Source organism: Maridesulfovibrio sp., from assembly GCF_963666665.1.
Classification (GTDB): Bacteria; Desulfobacterota; Desulfovibrionia; order Desulfovibrionales; family Desulfovibrionaceae; genus Maridesulfovibrio.
This window is the reverse complement of the sequence record NZ_OY762999.1, coordinates 499,973-519,972: the sequence shown is the minus strand read 5'-3', so window position 1 is coordinate 519,972 and position 20,000 is coordinate 499,973. Positions and strand designations below refer to the sequence as shown.

Genomic DNA, 20,000 nt, shown 5'->3' with positions numbered 1-20,000 from the left:
ACAAGGATGAACGTTAAAGGATTTTTCAACAAAGGATTTATGATCCTCGCGGCACTGCTGCTGGCTTGCAGCTTCAGCGCCGGAGCTGCGCATGCTGCGAAGAGCAAACTTCCCAGCCTGTACATGGGTTACATTTTCACCACCCATCACACCCCGATCATGGTGGCGGCAATTAAGGGTAAGGAATTTCAGAGCACCGGTGCATATCTGGAAGAAATGGTTCCCAAACAGAAATTCAAACTCATGAATGCTGAAGGCAAACCTTTGGCTGTAATCAACCTGATTGTATCCAAGAGCGGTTCCGAAACAACCACCCTGTTCGCCATGAACCGTCTGGACCTCGGCCTTGCTTCCAGCACCGCTTTCATGAGCGGAATCGACAAGGGAACAAAGATGAAAATCCTCTGTCCCCTGCACGTGGACGGCATGAGCATGGTTTTCCCGGAAGGCAGCAAGGTCAACGGCTATGAAGACGTAGCCGCAGCAATCAAAGCGTCCAAAACACCTTTCAAAATCGGCTATCACTCCCCTACCAGCGCACCGCGCATCGCTTTTGAAGGGGCTCTGTACAATGCCGGATTCAAAGTTACCGGCAACCCCAACGATGCAGAAGCCGACATCCTCATGGTTGACCTCAAGTCCACCTCCAACCTCATCCCGGCACTGCTCAGTAAGCAGGTTGACTGTTGGGTCGGCCCTGCTCCGCATCCCGTTGTTGCCGAGCACAAACATGTTGGTCACATCGGTCTTGATTCCCGCGATCTGCCCCCGGCCGGAGCATGGACCGACTTCCCCTGCTGCGTAATGGGTGCCAGTGAACAGATCATCGCCAGTCAGCCCGAAGTTGTGCAGGCCATGACCGATCTCATGACTGCTGCTTCCAAATGGAGCAACAACAATAAAAAAGAAACTGCTGCTATCTCAGCCAAATGGATCGGAGTTCCCGCTGAAGCAGTAGAGAAATCCACTATCATCTACACCACTGATCCTACCGAAAACTGGATCAAAGGTGAGGCTAAGTTTATCGCCATGCTTAACAACATGCATAAGTTCAAAGGCAAAATGAAAGACGCGGATATCACTGCCGCTAAACCCGTTTTGTTCGATTTCTCTTTTGTAGAAAAAAGCTTGAAGAAATAAGATGCCTCCGGCGGCTGGGGAAGGGAAAACTTTTGCAAAAGTTTTCCCTTCCCCAGCCCTCATCCTTTTCAAAACCTTTTCGTATGCTTCGCATGCAGCGCGCTAAGACGGTCTTTCGTATGAAAACACGTGCTTTGTCACTTACACTTCCTGTTATGGCTCCGGCTTTGCTGGCTGTGGTCTGGATCGGCCTTGCCCGCGAGATCGGCAATCAGGTCATTCTGCCCGGTATAGAACAAGTCGGTCATATCGTATTCAATCCCACAGAAGATCTGATCAGCATGGGGTCTCTGGCTGGCAATGTGTTGGTCAGCCTTGTTCGGGTGATCATGGGCTACACTTTGGCGGCTGCTGTAGCCATCCCGCTTGGGGTAGTCATGGGATATTACGGGGTAGTGTTTAAATTTTTCAACGGCTTCCTAAACCTGTTCCGGCCCATCCCTCCATTGGCATGGGTTCCGCTGGTCATGGCATGGTTCGGAATTTCCAGCCTTGCGACACTAAGCGGTGTGGAAACAGGCCAGCTGTATATCTATCTGGACAACATCAAATTCTCCATGCTGTTCATTATCTTCATCGGAGCATTCTACCCCATCCTTACCTCGACCATTCACGGGGTCCGCAATGTGAATAAGACACTGATTGATTCCGCACGGGTGCTCGGTGCAAACGAACAACAGATTTTCCGTAAGGTACTGCTCCCGGCGGCAATGCCTTCCATCATTACTGGAATGCGCATTGGGCTGGGTATTGCATGGATGTGCCTTGTTTCCGCTGAAATGCTTCCCGGATCACTTTCCGGCATCGGCTACATGATTACCCATGCCTTCACGCTGGCCTCCACAGATATCGTTATTGCCGGGATGATTTCCATCGGCGCGGTCGGGGCTGCAATGGACGCGGTATTCCGCCACATTGAGCACAAACACTTCTCATGGCGCAGGCAGGCTGGTTAGATGAATCAAGAATTGGATCAAGTCATAGAAATCAACAGACTGAGCAAAGAATACACTACCGGGACAGGAAATACAGTTCTGGCTGTAGACGGTGTCAGCCTGCAAATTCCCCGCAATTCATTTACCTGCATAGTCGGGCCTTCCGGATGTGGTAAATCGACCATTCTGCGCATAGCCGCAGGACTGGAAAAAAGCTCTTCCGGCACGGTCCATTACAATGGAGCCACGGTCAGCAGGCCTTGCGCAGAGATCGGTCTTGTTTTTCAGGAATACTCACTATTCCCGTGGTTGAGTGTGCTCGATAATGTTGCAGCCGGACCGGAATTTGCCGGAGTGGATAAGGCCAAACGATACGAAGACGCCCAGCGATATCTCCGCATGGTCAACATGATCGATTTCAAGGATGCATATCCTCATGAACTTTCCGGCGGCATGCGCCAAAGGGTCGCCATTGCCCGTGCCCTTGCCAATGAACCGGATGTCCTGCTCATGGATGAACCTTTCGGAGCACTGGATGCACATACCCGCATCCTGCTGCAGAAGGAACTGCTTAAAGTCTGGGAAATGACCCGTAAAACAATCGTGCTGGTCACCCACTCTGTTGATGAAGCTGTATACTTGGCAGACCGTATAGTAATTATGTCCAGCCGACCCGGACGGATACGTAAAATGCTTGAAGTAGATATGGAACGTCCCCGCAGCAGGGCCATGCCTGAGTTCGGCGAGCTGACTGATTATATTTTAAAAGAGCTGGAGCATTAACTTAAACATTGATTTTTATCCCCTCGCCTCATAGTAAGGCCGAAAAAGCAAATCAAACTTCTGATCATCAGGGATAAATAATTATGCAAATCTGGGTCGACGCCGATGCCTGCCCCAAGGCAGTTAAGGAAATACTATTCAAAACCGCCATGCGCCGGGAAGTAAAACTTACTCTAGTGGCCAACCAGTATATGACTATTCCCGCATCTCCTTTTATCGAAATGGTTAAGGTAGGTGCAGGATTCGATGTGGCTGACAATGAAATCGTTAAGCTGTGCAATGCCGGAGATCTGGTTATTACCGCAGACATCCCGCTGGCAGACAAGATTGTTGAGAAAGGCGCAACTGGTCTAAACCCACGCGGAGAGCTTTACACCGAAGACAACATCAAGGGCATACTGAGCATGCGCAACCTCATGGAAGAACTGCGCAGCGCGGGAACTGTTTCCGGTGGTCCTGCTGCGTTCAGCCCTAAGGATAAGCAGAATTTTACCAACCAACTGGACAAATTCCTGACCCGCAGCTTGAACCGGATTTAACAAAACATAAAAATATTCCTGTAAATATATACATCTCCTCCCTAAATCTGCTAAGCTTATTCTGAAAACCATGCTTTGATTATCGAATACGCAAGGGAGGCCAGTATGACCGATCTCCATTTCTCAGACAATAAGACTGCCGAAAAATATCAACTGGAAAAGCTGAACCAGATTCTGGGCACTGCCGTTAAAGGCTCTTTTTATAAAAGACTTTATCAAGACATCAAATTGCCCCTGAGAAGTCTGGATGAGCTCAAGCATATTCCGATTATCGACAAGCAGACCCTCTGCACAGAAGGGGAAACCTGCAAGAAGTCCCTTTATACCCGCACCACCGGGGGATTCTATAAGTTCTCCACCGGAGGCACTTCCGGCAAGATGAGTTTTGCACGCTACGGTCTGGATGAATTTCAGGAAGTATGCAATGGAGCGGCCTATGGCCTCAAGGCTTGCGGGATAACTCCTGACGATCTGGTCGCAAACTGCATCCGCGCCGGAGCCTTCTGGAACGGATTCCTGATCAGTTACCGTGCCCTTGAAATGATCGGCTGCAACATACTGCCCATCACCGACAACCAACCGATAGAACGGACCCTTGATTATCTGGAGATGATGGGACCGAACACCCTTTTCGGAATATCCCCCACACTGGTCCAGATTGCTCAAGCAGCCACACGGCGCGGCCTCAAGCTTGATATTGAGAAAGTAGCATTCGCCTCCACTCCACTGACCACGGAGCAGGAAAGCTACCTCTCCTCGGTTTGGCCCGATGCGTCATTCCATTCTGCCGGATACGGAGCAGCTGAAGTAGGTCCTATCGGCTTCCAATGTGAACACTGTACCGGAACAGAGCACCACATCCTGCAACCGCACTGCATAGTGGAACAGGATGATGACGGAGGCATCATTGCCACCTCCCTGATCAGATCCCTACAACCAGCTATCCGCATGAAGGTTGGAGACGACATCGAATGGATAGACGGAGAGTGTCCATGCGGCAGGACCAGTCCACGCTTCAAATTACTGCAACGTTCCGATGAAATAATCGAATTTCAGTACGATTCCATGTCTCTGGATCAGATTGATTCCTGTCTGGGCAATTTCAAGGAACTGACTCCGGTCTTTCAAGTACGGCTGGACTTGAATGGAAAGGAAACAGACATCATTATACGCGTTGAAGCCGCTGACGGAGATGCAGTTGATGACTACCAGCTGTGCTCCAATGTCTATGAATGCCTGACAAGAAAAATCCCCGCAGTGGGTATCAACCGTAATAAAAACAGCATCCGGGCCTTCAAGATTCTGGTTGTACCCTCCGGCGGCATACAGAGGGTGGAAACCACGGGTAAGATCAGAAGGGTTATTGATAAGCGGTTCATGTAACTTAATATTTAACCTCAAAGCCCCTCTTTACCTGATCAGGCAGAGAGGGGCTTTGCTGTTTGGAAATAATATTATTTCTTCTCTTCCAGCCCCTGCGCCATCATCAGTTTGAACAGCAGCTCTATGAACTTACCGGAAACAACATCCGGCAGGGCAAAAAGCGGCAGTTTTCCATCCTGCATGGTTCCGGTACAGGCAAACCAGATTTCTTTGGAAATTTTATCAAGGCCGGGCATAAGCTCCTCGCGCCACAGCTGCCCGTTCTCCGAAGTATCCAAACCGAAAGCCCGACATTGGAGGGGCCGAGAATCAAAGAGTCGACATTTGCCTTCCTCCAGCAATGGACAAATCGAATCTACACCCGAAAGACAGAATCCGGCTTCATTATCACTCGATATTTCACGCATAGCCAGCCGTTCGGCACGAGCTGTAGCAACAGCTTTTTCAATAACAGCCAAACGATCCTCGTGGGTCAGTTCCAGATTCACGCAATGGCTTAAATGAAGGGCCTCAGCAAGGGTCATCCTTAGCGGAGTCCGGCAACAACGATCATGATCCAAGCCGCATTGCTGCTGGTCTTGAAACTTTGCTGCCAGTTGCTCAACTTTACCGGCCAAATCCAGATAATCATTAAAGAAGGGAGACAGATCAACTTTACGCTTAAATTCAACGCAGGGAGTGCGCGCGGTCAGTTTTCCACTTTTGCGGCCATACTTGCGGATAGTCCACCACTGGGAAAAATTGGCGGGTTTGGAGCGTAAGGCCTTCATTTTCCGTCCGGCCAGTTTATGCCCCAGACCTCGCCGCAATAGGTAAGCATTAAGCACGGTCCCGGTCCTGCCGATGCCATGGCGACAATGAATAAGAACCTTCTTGCCCAGATAAATGGACTCATCCAGCCACTCAAGGGCCTTTTCCAGCTCTACCAGCTCCGGAGCCTCCTCGTCTTCAAGAGGAAGGTAATAGACCTCAAACCCTGCATTCTGTTCAATCTCATGAAGGTCGCAGAACTCACCGCAAAGATTGATAATCCCGTCAATCCCCTGAGCTTTGAGAGAATCCAGCTGGGCATGGCTCATGGGAGCGCATCCGACAGCAAGCTGATCGGTCACCCAGCAGGGAATATAGATATCTCCGCTATTCTGCTCAGACATCTATCCCCTCCGCAGCGGATACAAATCTTGCCAGCTCAGCTTTCACCTGATCTGAGTTTTCCAACCTCATATCCATCATCCGTGTCACAGCCATGAGATATCCCAAAACAGCAAGTTGTTTTGCCGTAGCCTTTGAATCCAGTCGGGAGCTGACGGCCAACAGCATATCTCCGCGTATTTCAGTTTCAAATTCGTAATGCTGAAGTGCCTTGCTGATAAATTCCAACCGCAAAATACGGTTATCAAACCCGGCCCCGCCGCCCTTAAAACGAAACTTGATATAATTATGACCGGACACAGGTCCGCACAGGGAATCAATTTCAGAAAAATGGTAACCGAAACGAACCAGCAGATGCATATAATCTTCCGCCAGCAGACCGTAACTGGCGAGCAGTTTGGAATCCTTACTGAAAAGTCCTGCGGACATGCGATCAAATTCCTCCCAGTCCACGTGGGTCATTTCCTCAGGCCAAGCCACACGCACATCGGATAGCCCCTTCCAGAAAACCTGCATGGGGAAGCTTCTGATATCATCAGGAAGAACTTCCTTCTTGTGTTCAACACCGGAATTAAGGCCCCGTTCCAAATCAATCAGATAAACCACAAGCGGCAGTGAGGTTGCCAATCGTTTTGAATTTCCCATGCCCAGACCGCGTTTGTCCACCAGCGAAAACATTTCCTGAACAGCCTTTTCATGGCAGTAACGAATTAAATCATGCATGGATTCACAGCCGGAAGGGCTGAAATTTTCAGCATTCGGATCAACTAAATTCAGATGGACCAACGGCGGAGCCATATCCTTATATAAATCAAGAATACGCTGCGGAACCTGCGAATTATTGCAACTGCGGGTCAGCACGCTCTCTATACATCCTTGGTATACAGCTCCAGCTGTTCCATCCACAGTAACCAGCTGTCCCGGCTCGAAACGATTCAACACATCGCCCACCAGCACAGGAATCCCCATCTCCCTTGCAACAGAACCGAAATGACTGGCCCTGCTTCCGGCAGCAGAGAGCACGCCGTTCATCTTTGCGGCAAAAGTCAGCAAGGAAGGTTTCAGAGCAGGGGTAAGCACGATGGAGCCTTCAGGAATACGGGCTATCTCTTCACCGCTGCGGGCAAAATAAACTTTACCACACCCGGCTCCTCCAGAAGCACGTTCTAGACCTTCAACGAGCGGCAATGCGGCTATGGGTGCTATTTCCCCTACCTGACCTGCCGCCTCCTGCTGCAAAGGACGTGTCTGTAAAATATGAAACTGACCTTCCTGATCCAAGGCCCATTCCATATCCTGCGGACAACCGAACTGCTCTTCCAGCTTCAAAGCGCACTTGGCCAGTTGAATTAGCATTTGTTCATCAGGCAATGCAGCCCGATCAAAGGCACAGTCACTGACTAACCTCGGCTCCCTGTCCCGGTACAGTGAACCTTTAACCGGAACAACACTGCCATCCACAAGGGAGGCACCCAAGCCTGAAACTCCGTAAATACCGACACTATCACGGCTTAGGCAATCAGGATCCAAGGAATAAACAACCCCGGAACTACGGGCGTCTATCATAGGGACGATGAGTACTGCCATGGCAGTATCATTATCAGTCAAACCATTTGAGATACGATAAGAGACAGCACGCGGACAATACTTTCCGGCCAAAACCCGCTTATAAGCTTCAAGGATATCATCAGGATGCACATCAAGTTCACTTGCATATTGTCCGGCAAAAGAAATTTCACTGTCCTCGGCCAAGGCACTGGAACGCACTGCAATCCTGCCGGTACCATCCAGATAAGTGGAAAGACCGCGCTTTATCTCTTCGGCCACTTCGGGAGGGACTTTTCCTGCAAGAAACAACTCTTGGAGATCGAGGGTTAAAGATGAAAGCAAGCGGACATTACCGACTTCCATCCGGCACAACCTCTTATTTACGGCTTCACGCAGATTGTTGTGCTCCAGATAAGCTTGAAAAGCATTTGCTGTAACAACAAAACCGGGAAGGGCCTCCACATGCCCCAGCCCGTGCACCCGACCTAGATTTGCTCCCTTTCCCCCCGCTAAATCTGGACATTCACCAGCCGCAGCCAGAGGAACTGTGTAGGGAGGTCCTGAGTCAGGAGCAGGCAGAGCAACTGAGTTTCGCACTTTTGAATTAATTCGATGAAATTCCGGCAATAAATCATAAAATTTATGGGGATGCATTTCCTGCAATTCCATAATCATTCCATAAACAGCCTGCGACAGTTGAGCATGTAGACAATTAGCCTGCATGCGGTCAAAAAGCTTCCTGCCGTAAAACAATTCTTCAAGATCGGCTATCAGATCAAGAGCCTGCGAGTCGTATTCCAGCAGTATTTTAAACGCTTCATACTTCCGTTGCTGCAAAGCTCGCGGTGCCAGCAAGGTTTCAGCCCAAAATTTTAAACTTCTCAATAAAAGCATCAACTCTCCGGGACATACTTGAATACTATTTTGCCTTACAGCAAGATTATCTTATTACGTTGAAAAAACACAGTCCGGATAATCTATTTCAATAATATATTTTTTTAATCTCACTACCCATCGGCAACACATGTTTTTTCCACTGCATATTGATTTTATCTTCCCGCCAAGCTAAATATGAAACAGTGCCCTTTGCGCAGTATATTATTAAGGGATAACCGCCCTGCAAAATATTTGGAGATGTTTTCAAACAATGAATTATTTTAAAAAGTGGTGGCTGACAATTTGCTTTGTTTCAGTAACAGTTCTCCTGACGGCTATAATTATCATCCCCCACTCCACCACATCCCGTAAGGCTCTGACCGAACTGGCCTATGAGATTATGCTCAATATCTCCTCATATACGCTGGACAAATCGGAAAGCTACCTTCGTCCGGCGGAAAATGCAGCAGAGTTGACCCGTTTCCTTGCTGACAGCAATATTGTCAGCAGTGCTCATTACGAAAACATGATTCGGTATTTCAGTGAACAGCTATCCCTATATCACCAGCTCTCCGGCATCTACTACGGGACCACCAAAGGTGAATTTTTCATGGTTACCCGTTCCGATGATAAAGTAAAAAATGGACTGCTTTCAAAAACCATCCTTTTTGAAAACGGTGAACGCAAAACAACGATGACCTGGACCACCGCGGAAAATAAAATACTGCAAAGTGATCTAATGCCGCTCGATAAATATGATCCCCGTAAACGTCCGTGGTTCATTGAAGCACTCATGACCAATGATGTAATTTGGACCGAACCTTACATATTTTTTACCAGCCAGAAACCGGGGATAAGCACAGCAAGCCCGGTCTACGATGAAAATGGTAAATTGCAGGGTGTTGTCGGTGTAGACATCACAATTGCCGAGCTCTCTACTTTTTTAAGTACACTGACCATAGGACAGAACGGTAAAGCATTCATTGTTGATACAAGCGGAAATGTTGTTGCATTCCCTGACCTTGAAGCACTCAAACAAACCACACAGAATCACAAGATCCGCTTAAGTAAAATCAACGAGTTATCTGATGAAGTATGCCAAAAAGCTTACAAATCGCTAAGTGTACACCCTGATCAAATTCCGCAAAAACCGATATTTACAACATTTGAGCATCAGGGAGCGCGCTATAATGCGGTTTTTACCCCCTTTAAGAATACTCATTGGCCTTGGATTATAGGACTCTATATTCCTGAAGACGATTACTTGGGCGACATAAAAAAAGACTATCGGTTAAGTATCATGACTGCGGCCTTGGCTATCCTTCTTTCCGGGCTGATCGGCTGGGTGGTGGCTCGGAAACTGAACGCGGCCAAAGAAGATGCAATAGCTGCAAACCATGCCAAAAGCCAATTCCTGGCTGTCATGAGCCATGAAATCAGAACTCCCATGAATGTAATTCTAGGCACAACTGATCTGCTCAAGGATTCCAATCCGCGTGACGATCAGAAAAAGTATATCAAGCTGCTTGATAACGCCGGAGAAGGTTTGCTCTCCCTGATAAACGATATCCTCGATATGTCCAAGGTGGAAGCTGGTCTGCTGGACCTTGAAAGCATAGACTTTAATCCATCAAGAATAATGCGCCAATGCTGCAACGTCTTTGAGCAGTCAGCCTCCCAGAAAGGAATCGAACTGGCCTGCCGAATTGACGGCAAACTTCCTGATCTTGTCAAAGGCGATCCTGTCCGGGTCAAACAAATATTATTAAACCTGATAGGTAATGCGGTAAAATTCACTGATACAGGTGGAGTATATGTTCAAGCCGGATACAGACAACTAAGCAATAACAACGTTGAATTAAAATTTGAAATTCAGGACACCGGCCCCGGGATCCCCAAAGACAGGCAGCATGCTATTTTTGAGCATTTTACTCAGGCCGACAGCTCCATAACACGCGAATACCAAGGGACGGGACTGGGACTCTCAATCAGTAAAAAACTGTGTGAAATGATGAACGGCACAATTTCGGTATCAAGTACACCGGGCAACGGAAGCACATTCACCTTCACCATCACCATGAAAGAAGTGAAAGACTCTCACAACAAAGGAGAAAACTGCAAAGACCTGCCTGAAAACCGTACTCTTCCTCGCAAAGTTCTGCTTATTGAAGACAATAAAAGTAACCGTCTTCTTTTCAAGCATTTTATTTCCGATTCGCCGCACGTCATGAAATGTGCCTCAAATGGAGAAGAAGGAATTGAAATATATAAGGAATTTCAGCCTGATATTATTTTTATGGACATCGAAATGCCGGTCATGGACGGCTATAAAGCCACTGAAGAAATTCGTGATTGGGAAAGAATAATAGGTCTGTCCCCTGTTCCAATTATTGCTCTATCCGCACATGCCATTAAGGGTACGGCTGAATCAGCCCGTGAATCCGGATGTACCTGTTACATGACCAAACCAATAACCAAGCTGCAATTCCTTGAAAGGATTGAACGGGACAGCCAGACCAATAACAAGAATTGTTATTGACTATAGTGAAAATTGTTGTATAACCGATTTAAATTATATTGCAAACTTACTAATATTTTTACCTATAAAACAGGAAGTAAAGGCAAATAAAAGCCTTAAGGAGACTATTATGAATTCAAGAAGGAAATTCATGGCTATGTCTGCCGCAGCTACTGCAGCAATCCTGATGCCTGTAACCAATGCCGCTGCTGAAAAAAGCCGCAGGTATCCATCCAACATTATCTATACGCAGAAAGATCCCGGCGTATGGAGCAAAAAAGCAGCGACCCATCTGCCGCAGGTTGAAGTAAAAAACGGCAAGGTCATTATCAGCACACTTCATCCAATGACAAAAGAACACTATATCGTCCGCCACACATTGGTAGATGCTGATGGTAATGTTATCGGTGCAAAAACCTTTGCCAATACTGATGAAAAGGCTGTCTCCCGCTTCGCACTACCGGCCGGCAGCAAAGGGAAAAAATTCTTTGCAACCAGCTTCTGTAATAAACATGATTTCTGGGTAACTCCGGTAACCTTGTAAAAAACAAAAGCGGACTCTGCCTCTCACCCTCTTTGACTGAATTTTCTTACAGGAGAACGCATAGATGTACTTCAAACAACTAACAACAGAAGGACTGGGCTGCTATTCATACGTTATCGGCTGCCCGGCCGCAGGTGAAATGGTCATAGTAGATCCGCGCAGGGATGTTCAGGAATATCTGGATATTTCGCGCGAGGAAGGCATGAAAATCACACGGGTCATCAACACTCATGTTCATGCCGACCATGTAGGCGGTGAACAGGAACTTAAATCTATCGTCGGTGCAGAACTGTTCATCCACGAAAATGCCGATGTAGGGTATAAACACACCCCCATCAAAGAAGGAGACTCCTTCATCGTCGGGGCGGCAAAATTGGATTTCCTCTACACCCCCGGCCATACACCTAACGCCATTTCCATTCTGGTTACTGACACCATGCGTGGAAATGAACCTTGGATGATTCTCACCGGTGACCTGCTTTTCGTAGGCGACATTGGACGCCCAGACCTCCCGGGAAATGAAATTCTCGATGAACAGGTAGCCAACCTCTATGACAGTTTGTACATAAAACTTGGCAAACTTCCGGATTATCTGGAAGTTTATCCAGCCCACGGTCAGGGGTCACTCTGCGGTAAAGGAATGAGCGCCAAACCGAGCAGTACCCTTGGATATGAACGACGCTACAACCCCATGCTGCAGTTCAAAACCTTTGAAGATTTTAAAGCCAAGGTGTTGGAATCATTTCCCAGCCGCCCGAAATCCTTCACCCACATTATCAATACCAACTTTGAAGGAGCTCCTTTACTGGAACGCTGTCCGCTTGACCGGGCCATGAATCCTGAGAAGTTCAGACAGATGATTGATCAGGGGTGTACGGTAATTGATGTACGCGATGCTGCCGGATTCGGAGGATTCCATATTCCTGGAAGCATCAACATCGGCCTTGAAAAACAACTCGCCAACTGGGTGGGGATGGCGGTGGAACCGAATTCCGACCTGCTGCTGGTGGTTAATTCCAAAGAAGATTACGACCGGATGTGCACGGAACTGCACCGTATCGGTTATGATCGGATTTTCGGTTACCTGCACGGTGGAATTGCCGCCTGGCTCATGGCTGGATATCCGGTTGAAAATCTGGCCCAGAAATCAACTGAACAATTGCATGATGCAATAGCTGAAAACAAAACATTCACCCTGCTTGATGTGCGCACCCCCGCCGAGTGGAACAATGGTCACATCAAGGGAGCAATTCATAAACCCTTCGCTAAAGTACTTGAAGAAGGAATTGATGTAGACAAGGACAGTCCTGTCATCGTCATGTGCGGATCAGGATACCGTTCAAACATTGTCGGCAGCTACCTCCAAGGGAACGGATTTACACAGGTCTGCTCACTTGCAGGCGGAGCAATAGCCTGGTCCCGCTCAGGATACGGGCTGGAATAAATCAAAACAAAACCCCGGAGTAACACTTCGGGGTTTTCAATTACTCTTTTAAGATCAAAAGAACATTATCTATTAATCTTTGTATCTCGGGCAGCAACTCCATCAGCTGTTCAGCTGTAATACCGATCTTATCCCATGCTGTCCTATCAATAAAACCGATTACCGGAGAAATACCCAATTCATAACCGAGTGCCTGAGCTATAAAATCCGCCACATGAATAACCATTGCATCAGGATCACTCTCAATTTTACGCGGATTATGGTGCCCACCAGCGGCAGCTATCAATTGTCGGGGGAATTTCCATTTCTCTAAAATAAAACCGCCCATATCAGCATGGTTAAAACCGAGCATCTCATGCTCAGCCTTGTAAAGATTATATCCATCGCTGTTGGCCAATTTGAAAAGCTCGACCCCCATACTATAATTACTTTCAAATATTACGTGCAGGCCGATATCATGCATCAATCCACCTGCAAAAAAACGCTCTGGATCACCAAGTTCGGCAGTCACAGCAATTTCCTGTGCAACAACACCGCAGGCAATGGAATGCTTCCAGAATTTTTCCAGATCAAGGACCGCCTTGTCAGTACGTTTAAACAAACTCAAGGACGCAGTACCAAGGGCAAGTCCGCCAGCTTTTTTAAAGCCAAGTATTTTTAACGCCTTAGACGGAGTGTCGACTTCCCCTTCAATTTTGTAGAGCCCGCTGTTAGCCAGACGCATAACCGCAGCACACAACTTGGGTTCCTTGCTGATTATCTTAGCTAGGTCACTGATAGTACTTTCAGGGTTATCTATTACTTCCTGCAATTGAATTTGAATCTGCGGCAATGAAGGTAAGACAATAGGCCCTTTAAGAAAATCTGCGGGACCTCCAGGCTTTATTCCATCCCATGGCTCAGCATCAGATGAAAATGTCCTAGGCAAAAAATAATCCGGATCTGCAATCATTTGCTTATAAACGCGCTTAAAGGACTCTTTCTTAAGTAAATTCACTAAATTAGAACCTCCGGTATGCAAAAACAGTTTGTGCACATAGCGCGCTGCAGCCTCTTTGATATCAGGCCTGATTTTCGATGATGCCTTAATATTGGCCATTAAAAATCTCGTACAAACCTAGCGATTAAGCAGGATTCAGAATTTCAAAAATTTCATCAATCAGCTTCTGCACTTCAGGAATCATGTCGATGAACATTTCCCCACTGACGCCAAAGCTTTCGTAGATTTCATGATCCAGCACGCCAAGTACGGGGGACAAGCCCAGATGGTATCCCAATGCTCTGGAAATAAAATCAGCCACATGAATTATTCCGGCATCCGGATCTTCCTTGGCCTTATCAGGATTATGGTGGGCTGCAGCTGCAACCACTAAGGACTTAGGAAAATTCCAATCCTGAAGAATAACACCGCCTAATGCAGCATGACTAAAGCCAAGCAGTTCCATCTCGGCATCATAGAGGCTGTTACCGTTTTTGCGAGCTAACTCATACACTTCAAGACCAAGGCTCTTATTGCTTTCAAAAATAACATAAATCCCGATATCATGTAACATTCCGGCAACAAAAAAACGCTCAGAATCATGAAATCCGGCCATCTTAGCTATTTCCTGCGCAACTACACCGCAGGCTATGGCATGTTTCCAAAATTTCTCAACTTTCAGAACCTGAGGTCCATCACTCCGTTTAAAAAGACTGAGAGAAACAGTCCCAAGTGCAAGAGAACTGGCTTGCCTGAAACCCAATAGAGCGACAGCTCGTGAAGTAGTATCCACCTCAGTACGAAAATTATACATGGCACTGTTTGCCAGACGCAAAATAGCCGCCACCAATTTTGGATCCTTATTAATGACTGCAGCCAGATCATCTGCGGAACTGTCAGGATCTTTAACCACTTTCTGAATTTCCACCAAAACCTGAGGTAAAGACGGAAGAACCAACTTTGATTTTAAAAAATCTTTTGGGCTATCAGGCTTTGGTCCCGTCCATGGCTCAATATCAGCAGGACGAGGCTGGGGCATAAATTCATCAGGCTCAACAATCATCTTCTTGTAAACATTCTTAAATGCTTCTTTTTTTAAAAGACGAATAAAATCAGAATCATCAGCCTGACTGAAAAGATGTCTCACATATTTAATCGCGGCATCTTTAACCTGCTGATTAAGCGTTGTAGTCTGATCAATTTCTTGCATAGATATCCTTCATGAAAATTAGGACTTAGATTTCATGGCCCAATCAACAGTTCGTGCCAAACCTTTCTCAAAAGCTACTTCGGCCTTAAAACCTTCTGCTGCAATTTTACTAATATCAGCACGGGAATGCCTGATGTCCCCTGCTCGTTCGGGCTTAAAATCGATCCCTTCCGGCGCAGAGGTCAAGCCAGCGACAACTGTGGCAAGCTCATGTACAGATCGGCCCAGCCCGGTTCCTACATTATAAATCCCGGTCAACGGCCCCCGGCCCTGCTCATCAAGACCGGCAGCGATTAAATATGCAGTAACCACATCGGAAACATAGAGGAAATCCCTTGTCTGCTCCCCATCCCCGAAGATGACCATGTTTTTCCCGGCCAATCCGAAATCCACAAAACGGGAAATAACGCCGCTATACTGGCTGGTCGGGTCCTGACGCGGGCCGAAAATATTAAAAAAACGCAATGAACAGCCATAGCCGGAATCTTCAATATACGCCGAAGATTTGTATTTAGCTATACCATAAGGGCTTAACTGTTCAGCATCCTGAGCATATTCTTCCTTAACCGGAAGCCGGTCTTCATTACCATATTCTGCTGCAGAGCCAGCAAAGACGAAACTGGAAATTCCAAGATCCTTTGCGGTATCAAGCATATCCCGGTTGGCTTCAAAGTTGATCTGCATAGTTAATTCAGGATGCTCCACAGAATATGGAACACTGACAACAGCAGCCAACTGAAAAACAACATCCAAATCAGGGTGAGCTTGTTTTAATTCCGCCAGTAAGCCTTCTTCGGCTATAGACCTTTCATAAAATGTAAATCCAGCATTATCGATAAAACCATCCATATTATGCACATAGCCACTGGCAAAATTATCAACCCCCAAAACGAAATGTCCAGCATCAAGCAGACTCTGTGTCAAATGGCTACCTATAAAACCAGCACATCCGGTAACAAGACAAGTCTTCTTCATCTCCCCTCCCGGCATTACATCAGAACAATGGCTGACTTGAAAAAGTTATATACTCCAGATCACGAACACTTTTTGAAACAAGGTAATAGGCAACCATCAAAGCAATAAAACATGAATAGCAATAGCCAAAACCGTAAAAGGTAAAACCAAGCTGCATGCTCAGCCAGGTCAGTCCGATGTTGCTTAGCAGAAAGGCAATGGTTACCGTCAATACTTCCTTACGCTGATCAAAATAAAACAAAATAATCACAGCTACAGAAAGCATGACCTGCAATAGGGAACCAACCAAAGCAATTTGCAAAAGAGGCTGCTGCAAAGGAGAAAGGCCAACCAGATCAACAAACTCAGGAGCCATAAAAATACAAAGCATTGTCAATGTTCCCTGTACAATCAAAATCTCACGCAGGCTTTCCTTGAGCATTTTGATCATGCCCTTCTTTTCCTGCAAAATACTGGAAAGGTCTTCCTTGGATATTATTTTTGCAAAATAGTCGTGATAATGCTCGTAGAACTTTGTTTCAATTTTAACCAGAAAAATGGCTAAGGTAGGCACAATGGTCAGGTAAGCAAAAAAGATAGGACCTTCATACATGTCATGGGTGCGCAGGTAAGGCACCACCATTCTGGAGTCCGGTGCAAACCAGAACATGATTTTGTCTACCCAGATTGCGAGGTTGAAAAACATGCCGATCAAGGCCAGTTCCCAATATTTAATAAAATATGAAAACATTGCGGAATCCCAGACCCTGCCCGGGGGAAACTCCGCAAGCAGACGGGCCAAGAGCCAGAAAAAAATGACCGACTGCCCCAAGGTGTAACCCAGCAAATATCCCTCAAGACCAAACAGCGGATAAAGTATGAAAGCACTCCCCACGCTGCACATGGTCCCCACTGCGAAGGCCTGCACAATGGACCGGAAATCCTTAACTGCTGAAAGAAAAATCATGGTCAGCCAGATCATAGCCACGACAAGAAAAAGAATTACCGCAATGATCTTGTACGTAAAGCTCAGCTCAAAGAACCAAATGCCCCCAACACCTATTACTGCCCCGGCAGCAAGCACAACAAGAGCACTGGTAAAGAAAGCGGTCAGGGTTACCTTCTCATCCCCCAGATAAAAACGGTCGGCAAGGTAACGGGTAACCACCAGCTGGATATACCCTACGTAAATAAGAGTGAAAGCATAGACATAAACAATAGTTGTCCGGAAAATATCCTGATCCATCCGGGAAAAACCTGAATAAGAATATAACCCCAGCACGGCAAGGCAGAGAACGCTCATAAGCCAAGGCCCGGATGAAACCATTGCCGCATACAAATAAGCGGAAACTTCGGAAAGGAAGCTGTCTCCGCGCAGCATTTTTCTCAGTTCAAATCCTATTCCAGCCATATGCTACTCCAGATCATCCATTGCCATATAATCTTTGTAAATATTCAAATAGGTCTCGTTGAGATCCGACTCTTTGTAAAATGTCTTCACCCGTTCAATTCCCGCTTTCGACATCTTGCTGCGCAGGATCGGGCTGGTTAAAATTTTCAGGATCGCCTCCCCGGTGCTGACCGGGTCCGCAACTTTAGTTACTATTCCGGATGGTCCCAGCGCCTGATCGGCTACGGTACGCCCTTCCAGAAGTTCCCGGCAGGAACCTACATCCGAGGCAACAGCCGGAACGCCTGCACAGTTCGCCTCCATAATAACCAAGGGCTGCGCCTCACTGATGCTGGTCAACACAATTAAATCAAGCTTAGGCAGGTAATCCGTAACCCGGACCTTTCCGGTAAATTCCACAACATCCTCAAGGTTCAGCAGTCGAACAAGGTTAACACATTCTTCGTAATACTCCTTATCCTCCTCAGTGGGCCCCATGATATAAACCTTAAGATTCTCGATCTTAATTGCCACTATCTTGATAGCACGCAAAAATGTCTTAACGTCTTTGATAGGTACCACACGCCCCACAAAACCTACGGCAAACTCAGTCTGACCCATGTAGTCATGGTCAGCAGGCTTGAGTCCCAGAAAATTATCAAGACTGATACCATTGGGAATCACCCTGATTTTGTCCGGATCAGCCCCCTCCTGAATCTCAAGCTGCCTATTCCCTTCGTAAAGGGTATAAATAGCCGAAGAGTAATCATAACACAGTCTGGCCAGTTGTTCGAACATCCTTATCCAGAAAGTCTGGAACGCACCAAGTTTGCTTTGAATGCGCATCCGCTCATCTTCCTTACGGTATACCCACTCTGCCTGAGAAATTTCAATTTTGCGTTCTTTAACATAAATACCGTGCTCGGTGAGCAGCAACGGACGCCCGGTCATAACACGGGCAACAACCCCGAGAAGGCCCGCATACCCTGTAGAAATAGTGTGATAAACTTTAGCATTAGGCAAATCGAGTGGCAGCATTTTGAAGATAGGCAAATGAGTAAAACGAAACGTCCAGAAATAATCGATAAATGACTCTTCATTGCCCTCGGGCTTGTAGCGCTCCACTAGTAAATCCCAAGGCCTTTTACCGTGCATAAGTTCTGAAAGGGGGAATTTACCATCACGGAACAATTCAACCATTTCCTTCATCATACTAATATCATTACGATCCATACGGTAATGAAATTTTCTGAGCTTCTCCATATCCTTTGCGGAAATCCTCTTGAAAATGCTCCGGGATATTTCAATCGGATCATGAAGATAAACAATCTTCGGATCAACAAAGTTATCAGGAACTTCGTAGCGATATTCTGCTTTTTCCTTGGATGAGGCTAAAATACAAACCGCAGTAAAGGTCAGCTCCGGCATACCCTTAATCAGGTTGTGAATCCATGTGGAGACACCTCCGGCCACAAAAGGATAAGTGCCCTCAAGAAGCAGGCAGACATCATATTGCTTATCCGAGCTCATTGCCCACCTCATTAAACTCTAATTCTACTTGCGCTTTTGTCCCTGACTCAACCTTCTCCCTCCAAAAATTATAAATCAAAGCTTTAAAGGGATCGGGAGACTCCAGTTCAGGGCGAGCCCGCAACTTTTCTACCTCTTCGAACAATGCAACGAAGTTGCCCATTTCAAAAAAAGTCCTGCAAATACCAAGGCGAGACTCCATTTCGAGTACAGGCTCTTTAATTGTCTCACGGTAAATATGCAGCGCTTCGCTAAAAGCTCTACTTTCCAGATATGCTTCAGCAAGCCGCATCAAGTAATCTTTATTTTCCTGATCCTTTTCAACTGCCTTACGCCAATGCTCACATGCCAGTCCCATGGAACGTTCCTGCATATTCACTTCCGGCAAACCGCTACGCGCATAATTACGATAAACTGATGCAAGCTCTGCATGAGACTGCGGACTATCATACTTATCAGCACGGAAACAGGCCTTATCAACCGCTTCTGCATAATCCTCTTCAAGTCTTGTCAAAGCGGTGTGAGCATAAAAACGGACCTCGGCACTTTCATCGGAAAGACTTTTGCGCAAGAGCTTTACCGCCTCGGCAGAACCGATACGACGCAGCAAATTAACGGCCCCACGCTTCATCTCCATGTCATCCCCGGTCAAGATATCCGCAATGGGATGGACATCAATTTCATCATATAAAAATTCTGTAATATCAGATGGAAGGTCTATATCAACGCCTCCACCCTCATAAGCCTTTTCTTTATAATCCTCAGCAAGCCCGTAACTTTTCATGAAAACACGGGACATAAGCAACGTAAGCGTAATCCCAGCTAATCCGATCAAAGGCATAAAAACGGTAAACAGAGCCGCCATACGGGGATAGTAGAAAGCAATCCCGGGCAAGGCACGTGGCTTTGAGGCTGTAAAAAGGACAAAGGACAAAGCTGAAAAAACATGAGCTCCAATTGCAGCGTATACGTACCACGAGACAGCTTCCCTATTCAGATAGAACCACACAGCTCCACCTTCAAATATATAAGAAGCAGTAAAAGCCCCCAGCAGGCGCATTCGCGCCATTCTGAT

The 20,000-nt window shown here is 46.8% G+C and carries 16 protein-coding genes; 8 read left to right on the top strand and 8 right to left on the bottom strand.

Annotated elements, in window-relative coordinates; genetic code table 11:
- The first annotated feature begins 6 nt into the window (after window positions 1–6).
- From ACKU40_RS02170 to ACKU40_RS02150, 5 genes are all read left to right on the top strand, one after another.
- Window positions 7–1,140 carry a CmpA/NrtA family ABC transporter substrate-binding protein gene (locus tag ACKU40_RS02170; RefSeq protein ID WP_320174900.1) on the top strand — a complete coding sequence of 378 codons (1,134 nt, stop codon included), beginning with the start codon at window positions 7–9 and terminating at the stop codon, window positions 1,138–1,140.
- 119 nt (window positions 1,141–1,259) lie between these two features.
- Window positions 1,260–2,096 carry an ABC transporter permease gene (locus ACKU40_RS02165; protein WP_320174899.1) on the top strand — a complete coding sequence of 279 codons (837 nt, stop codon included), beginning with the start codon at window positions 1,260–1,262 and terminating at the stop codon, window positions 2,094–2,096.
- Window positions 2,097–2,858, top strand: a complete 762-nt coding sequence (locus ACKU40_RS02160; protein WP_320174898.1) for an ABC transporter ATP-binding protein — start codon at window positions 2,097–2,099, stop codon at window positions 2,856–2,858.
- Between the two features lie 83 nt (window positions 2,859–2,941).
- Complete coding sequence (locus tag ACKU40_RS02155; protein WP_320174897.1) at window positions 2,942–3,397, top strand: YaiI/YqxD family protein; 456 nt, start codon at window positions 2,942–2,944, stop codon at window positions 3,395–3,397.
- Window positions 3,398–3,502: 105 nt separating this feature from the next.
- The gene (locus tag ACKU40_RS02150) at window positions 3,503–4,780 is read left to right on the top strand and encodes a phenylacetate--CoA ligase family protein (RefSeq protein WP_320174896.1); all 1,278 of its coding nucleotides are present in this window, start codon (window positions 3,503–3,505) and stop codon (window positions 4,778–4,780) included.
- A 71-nt stretch (window positions 4,781–4,851) separates the two neighbouring features.
- Here the strand turns inward: ACKU40_RS02150 and ACKU40_RS02145 are convergent, their stop codons facing one another.
- On the bottom strand, window positions 4,852–5,934 hold the full coding sequence (locus ACKU40_RS02145) for a dual specificity protein phosphatase (RefSeq protein WP_320174895.1): 1,083 nt from the start codon (window positions 5,932–5,934) through the stop codon (window positions 4,852–4,854).
- Window positions 5,927–8,374 (bottom strand): PEP/pyruvate-binding domain-containing protein, encoded by a 2,448-nt coding sequence (locus ACKU40_RS02140; RefSeq protein WP_320174894.1) that lies wholly within the window; start codon window positions 8,372–8,374, stop codon window positions 5,927–5,929. Before ACKU40_RS02140 ends, ACKU40_RS02145 begins: the two co-directional genes overlap by 8 nt.
- 253 nt (window positions 8,375–8,627) lie before the next feature.
- Here ACKU40_RS02140 and ACKU40_RS02135 point away from each other — a divergent pair, with 253 nt between their 5' ends.
- The 3 genes from ACKU40_RS02135 (at window position 8,628) to ACKU40_RS02125 (ending at window position 12,862) form a co-directional block, all read left to right on the top strand.
- The gene (locus ACKU40_RS02135) at window positions 8,628–10,895 is read left to right on the top strand and encodes an ATP-binding protein (RefSeq protein ID WP_320174893.1); all 2,268 of its coding nucleotides are present in this window, start codon (window positions 8,628–8,630) and stop codon (window positions 10,893–10,895) included.
- A 109-nt stretch (window positions 10,896–11,004) separates the two neighbouring features.
- A complete protein-coding gene (locus ACKU40_RS02130; protein WP_320174892.1) occupies window positions 11,005–11,418 on the top strand; it encodes a desulfoferrodoxin family protein in 414 nt (137 codons plus the stop codon).
- Between the two features lie 64 nt (window positions 11,419–11,482).
- Window positions 11,483–12,862 (top strand): rhodanese-like domain-containing protein, encoded by a 1,380-nt coding sequence (locus ACKU40_RS02125; protein WP_320174891.1) that lies wholly within the window; start codon window positions 11,483–11,485, stop codon window positions 12,860–12,862.
- Between the two features lie 40 nt (window positions 12,863–12,902).
- Here the strand turns inward: ACKU40_RS02125 and ACKU40_RS02120 are convergent, their stop codons facing one another.
- The 6 genes from ACKU40_RS02120 to ACKU40_RS02095 all read right to left on the bottom strand — a co-directional run bounded on the left by ACKU40_RS02120 (window position 12,903) and on the right by ACKU40_RS02095 (window position 19,994).
- A complete protein-coding gene (locus ACKU40_RS02120; protein WP_320174890.1) occupies window positions 12,903–13,790 on the bottom strand; it encodes an HDOD domain-containing protein in 888 nt (295 codons plus the stop codon).
- A 196-nt stretch (window positions 13,791–13,986) separates the two neighbouring features.
- Window positions 13,987–15,051 carry an HDOD domain-containing protein gene (locus tag ACKU40_RS02115; protein ID WP_320174889.1) on the bottom strand — a complete coding sequence of 355 codons (1,065 nt, stop codon included), beginning with the start codon at window positions 15,049–15,051 and terminating at the stop codon, window positions 13,987–13,989.
- An 18-nt stretch (window positions 15,052–15,069) separates the two neighbouring features.
- Window positions 15,070–16,026 carry an NAD-dependent epimerase/dehydratase family protein gene (locus ACKU40_RS02110; protein WP_320174888.1) on the bottom strand — a complete coding sequence of 319 codons (957 nt, stop codon included), beginning with the start codon at window positions 16,024–16,026 and terminating at the stop codon, window positions 15,070–15,072.
- Window positions 16,027–16,045: 19 nt separating this feature from the next.
- Window positions 16,046–17,416 (bottom strand): exopolysaccharide Pel transporter PelG, encoded by a 1,371-nt coding sequence (gene pelG, locus ACKU40_RS02105; protein WP_320174887.1) that lies wholly within the window; start codon window positions 17,414–17,416, stop codon window positions 16,046–16,048.
- 3 nt (window positions 17,417–17,419) lie between these two features.
- Window positions 17,420–18,925, bottom strand: a complete 1,506-nt coding sequence (pelF, locus tag ACKU40_RS02100; protein ID WP_320174886.1) for a GT4 family glycosyltransferase PelF — start codon at window positions 18,923–18,925, stop codon at window positions 17,420–17,422.
- Entirely contained in the window at window positions 18,912–19,994 is a 1,083-nt protein-coding gene (locus ACKU40_RS02095; RefSeq protein ID WP_320174885.1) for a HEAT repeat domain-containing protein, read from the bottom strand. The genes pelF and ACKU40_RS02095 overlap by 14 nt, the downstream gene beginning before the upstream one ends.
- Window positions 19,995–20,000: the final 6 nt, after the last annotated feature.

Bases quoted from the DNA above. Each gene is read 5' to 3' on its own strand.
- ACKU40_RS02170 (WP_320174900.1), top strand. From the start codon at position 7: ATGAACGTTAAAGGATTTTTCAACAAAGGATTTATGATCCTCGCGGCA.
- ACKU40_RS02165 (WP_320174899.1), top strand. From the start codon at position 1,260: ATGAAAACACGTGCTTTGTCACTTACACTTCCTGTTATGGCTCCGGCT.
- ACKU40_RS02160 (WP_320174898.1), top strand. From the start codon at position 2,097: ATGAATCAAGAATTGGATCAAGTCATAGAAATCAACAGACTGAGCAAA.
- ACKU40_RS02155 (WP_320174897.1), top strand. From the start codon at position 2,942: ATGCAAATCTGGGTCGACGCCGATGCCTGCCCCAAGGCAGTTAAGGAA.
- ACKU40_RS02150 (WP_320174896.1), top strand. From the start codon at position 3,503: ATGACCGATCTCCATTTCTCAGACAATAAGACTGCCGAAAAATATCAA.
- ACKU40_RS02145 (WP_320174895.1), bottom strand. From the start codon at position 5,934: ATGTCTGAGCAGAATAGCGGAGATATCTATATTCCCTGCTGGGTGACC.
- ACKU40_RS02140 (WP_320174894.1), bottom strand. From the start codon at position 8,374: ATGCTTTTATTGAGAAGTTTAAAATTTTGGGCTGAAACCTTGCTGGCA.
- ACKU40_RS02135 (WP_320174893.1), top strand. From the start codon at position 8,628: ATGAATTATTTTAAAAAGTGGTGGCTGACAATTTGCTTTGTTTCAGTA.
- ACKU40_RS02130 (WP_320174892.1), top strand. From the start codon at position 11,005: ATGAATTCAAGAAGGAAATTCATGGCTATGTCTGCCGCAGCTACTGCA.
- ACKU40_RS02125 (WP_320174891.1), top strand. From the start codon at position 11,483: ATGTACTTCAAACAACTAACAACAGAAGGACTGGGCTGCTATTCATAC.
- ACKU40_RS02115 (WP_320174889.1), bottom strand. From the start codon at position 15,051: ATGCAAGAAATTGATCAGACTACAACGCTTAATCAGCAGGTTAAAGAT.
- ACKU40_RS02110 (WP_320174888.1), bottom strand. From the start codon at position 16,026: ATGAAGAAGACTTGTCTTGTTACCGGATGTGCTGGTTTTATAGGTAGC.
- pelG (WP_320174887.1), bottom strand. From the start codon at position 17,416: ATGGCTGGAATAGGATTTGAACTGAGAAAAATGCTGCGCGGAGACAGC.
- pelF (WP_320174886.1), bottom strand. From the start codon at position 18,925: ATGAGCTCGGATAAGCAATATGATGTCTGCCTGCTTCTTGAGGGCACT.
- ACKU40_RS02095 (WP_320174885.1), bottom strand. From the start codon at position 19,994: ATGGCGCGAATGCGCCTGCTGGGGGCTTTTACTGCTTCTTATATATTT.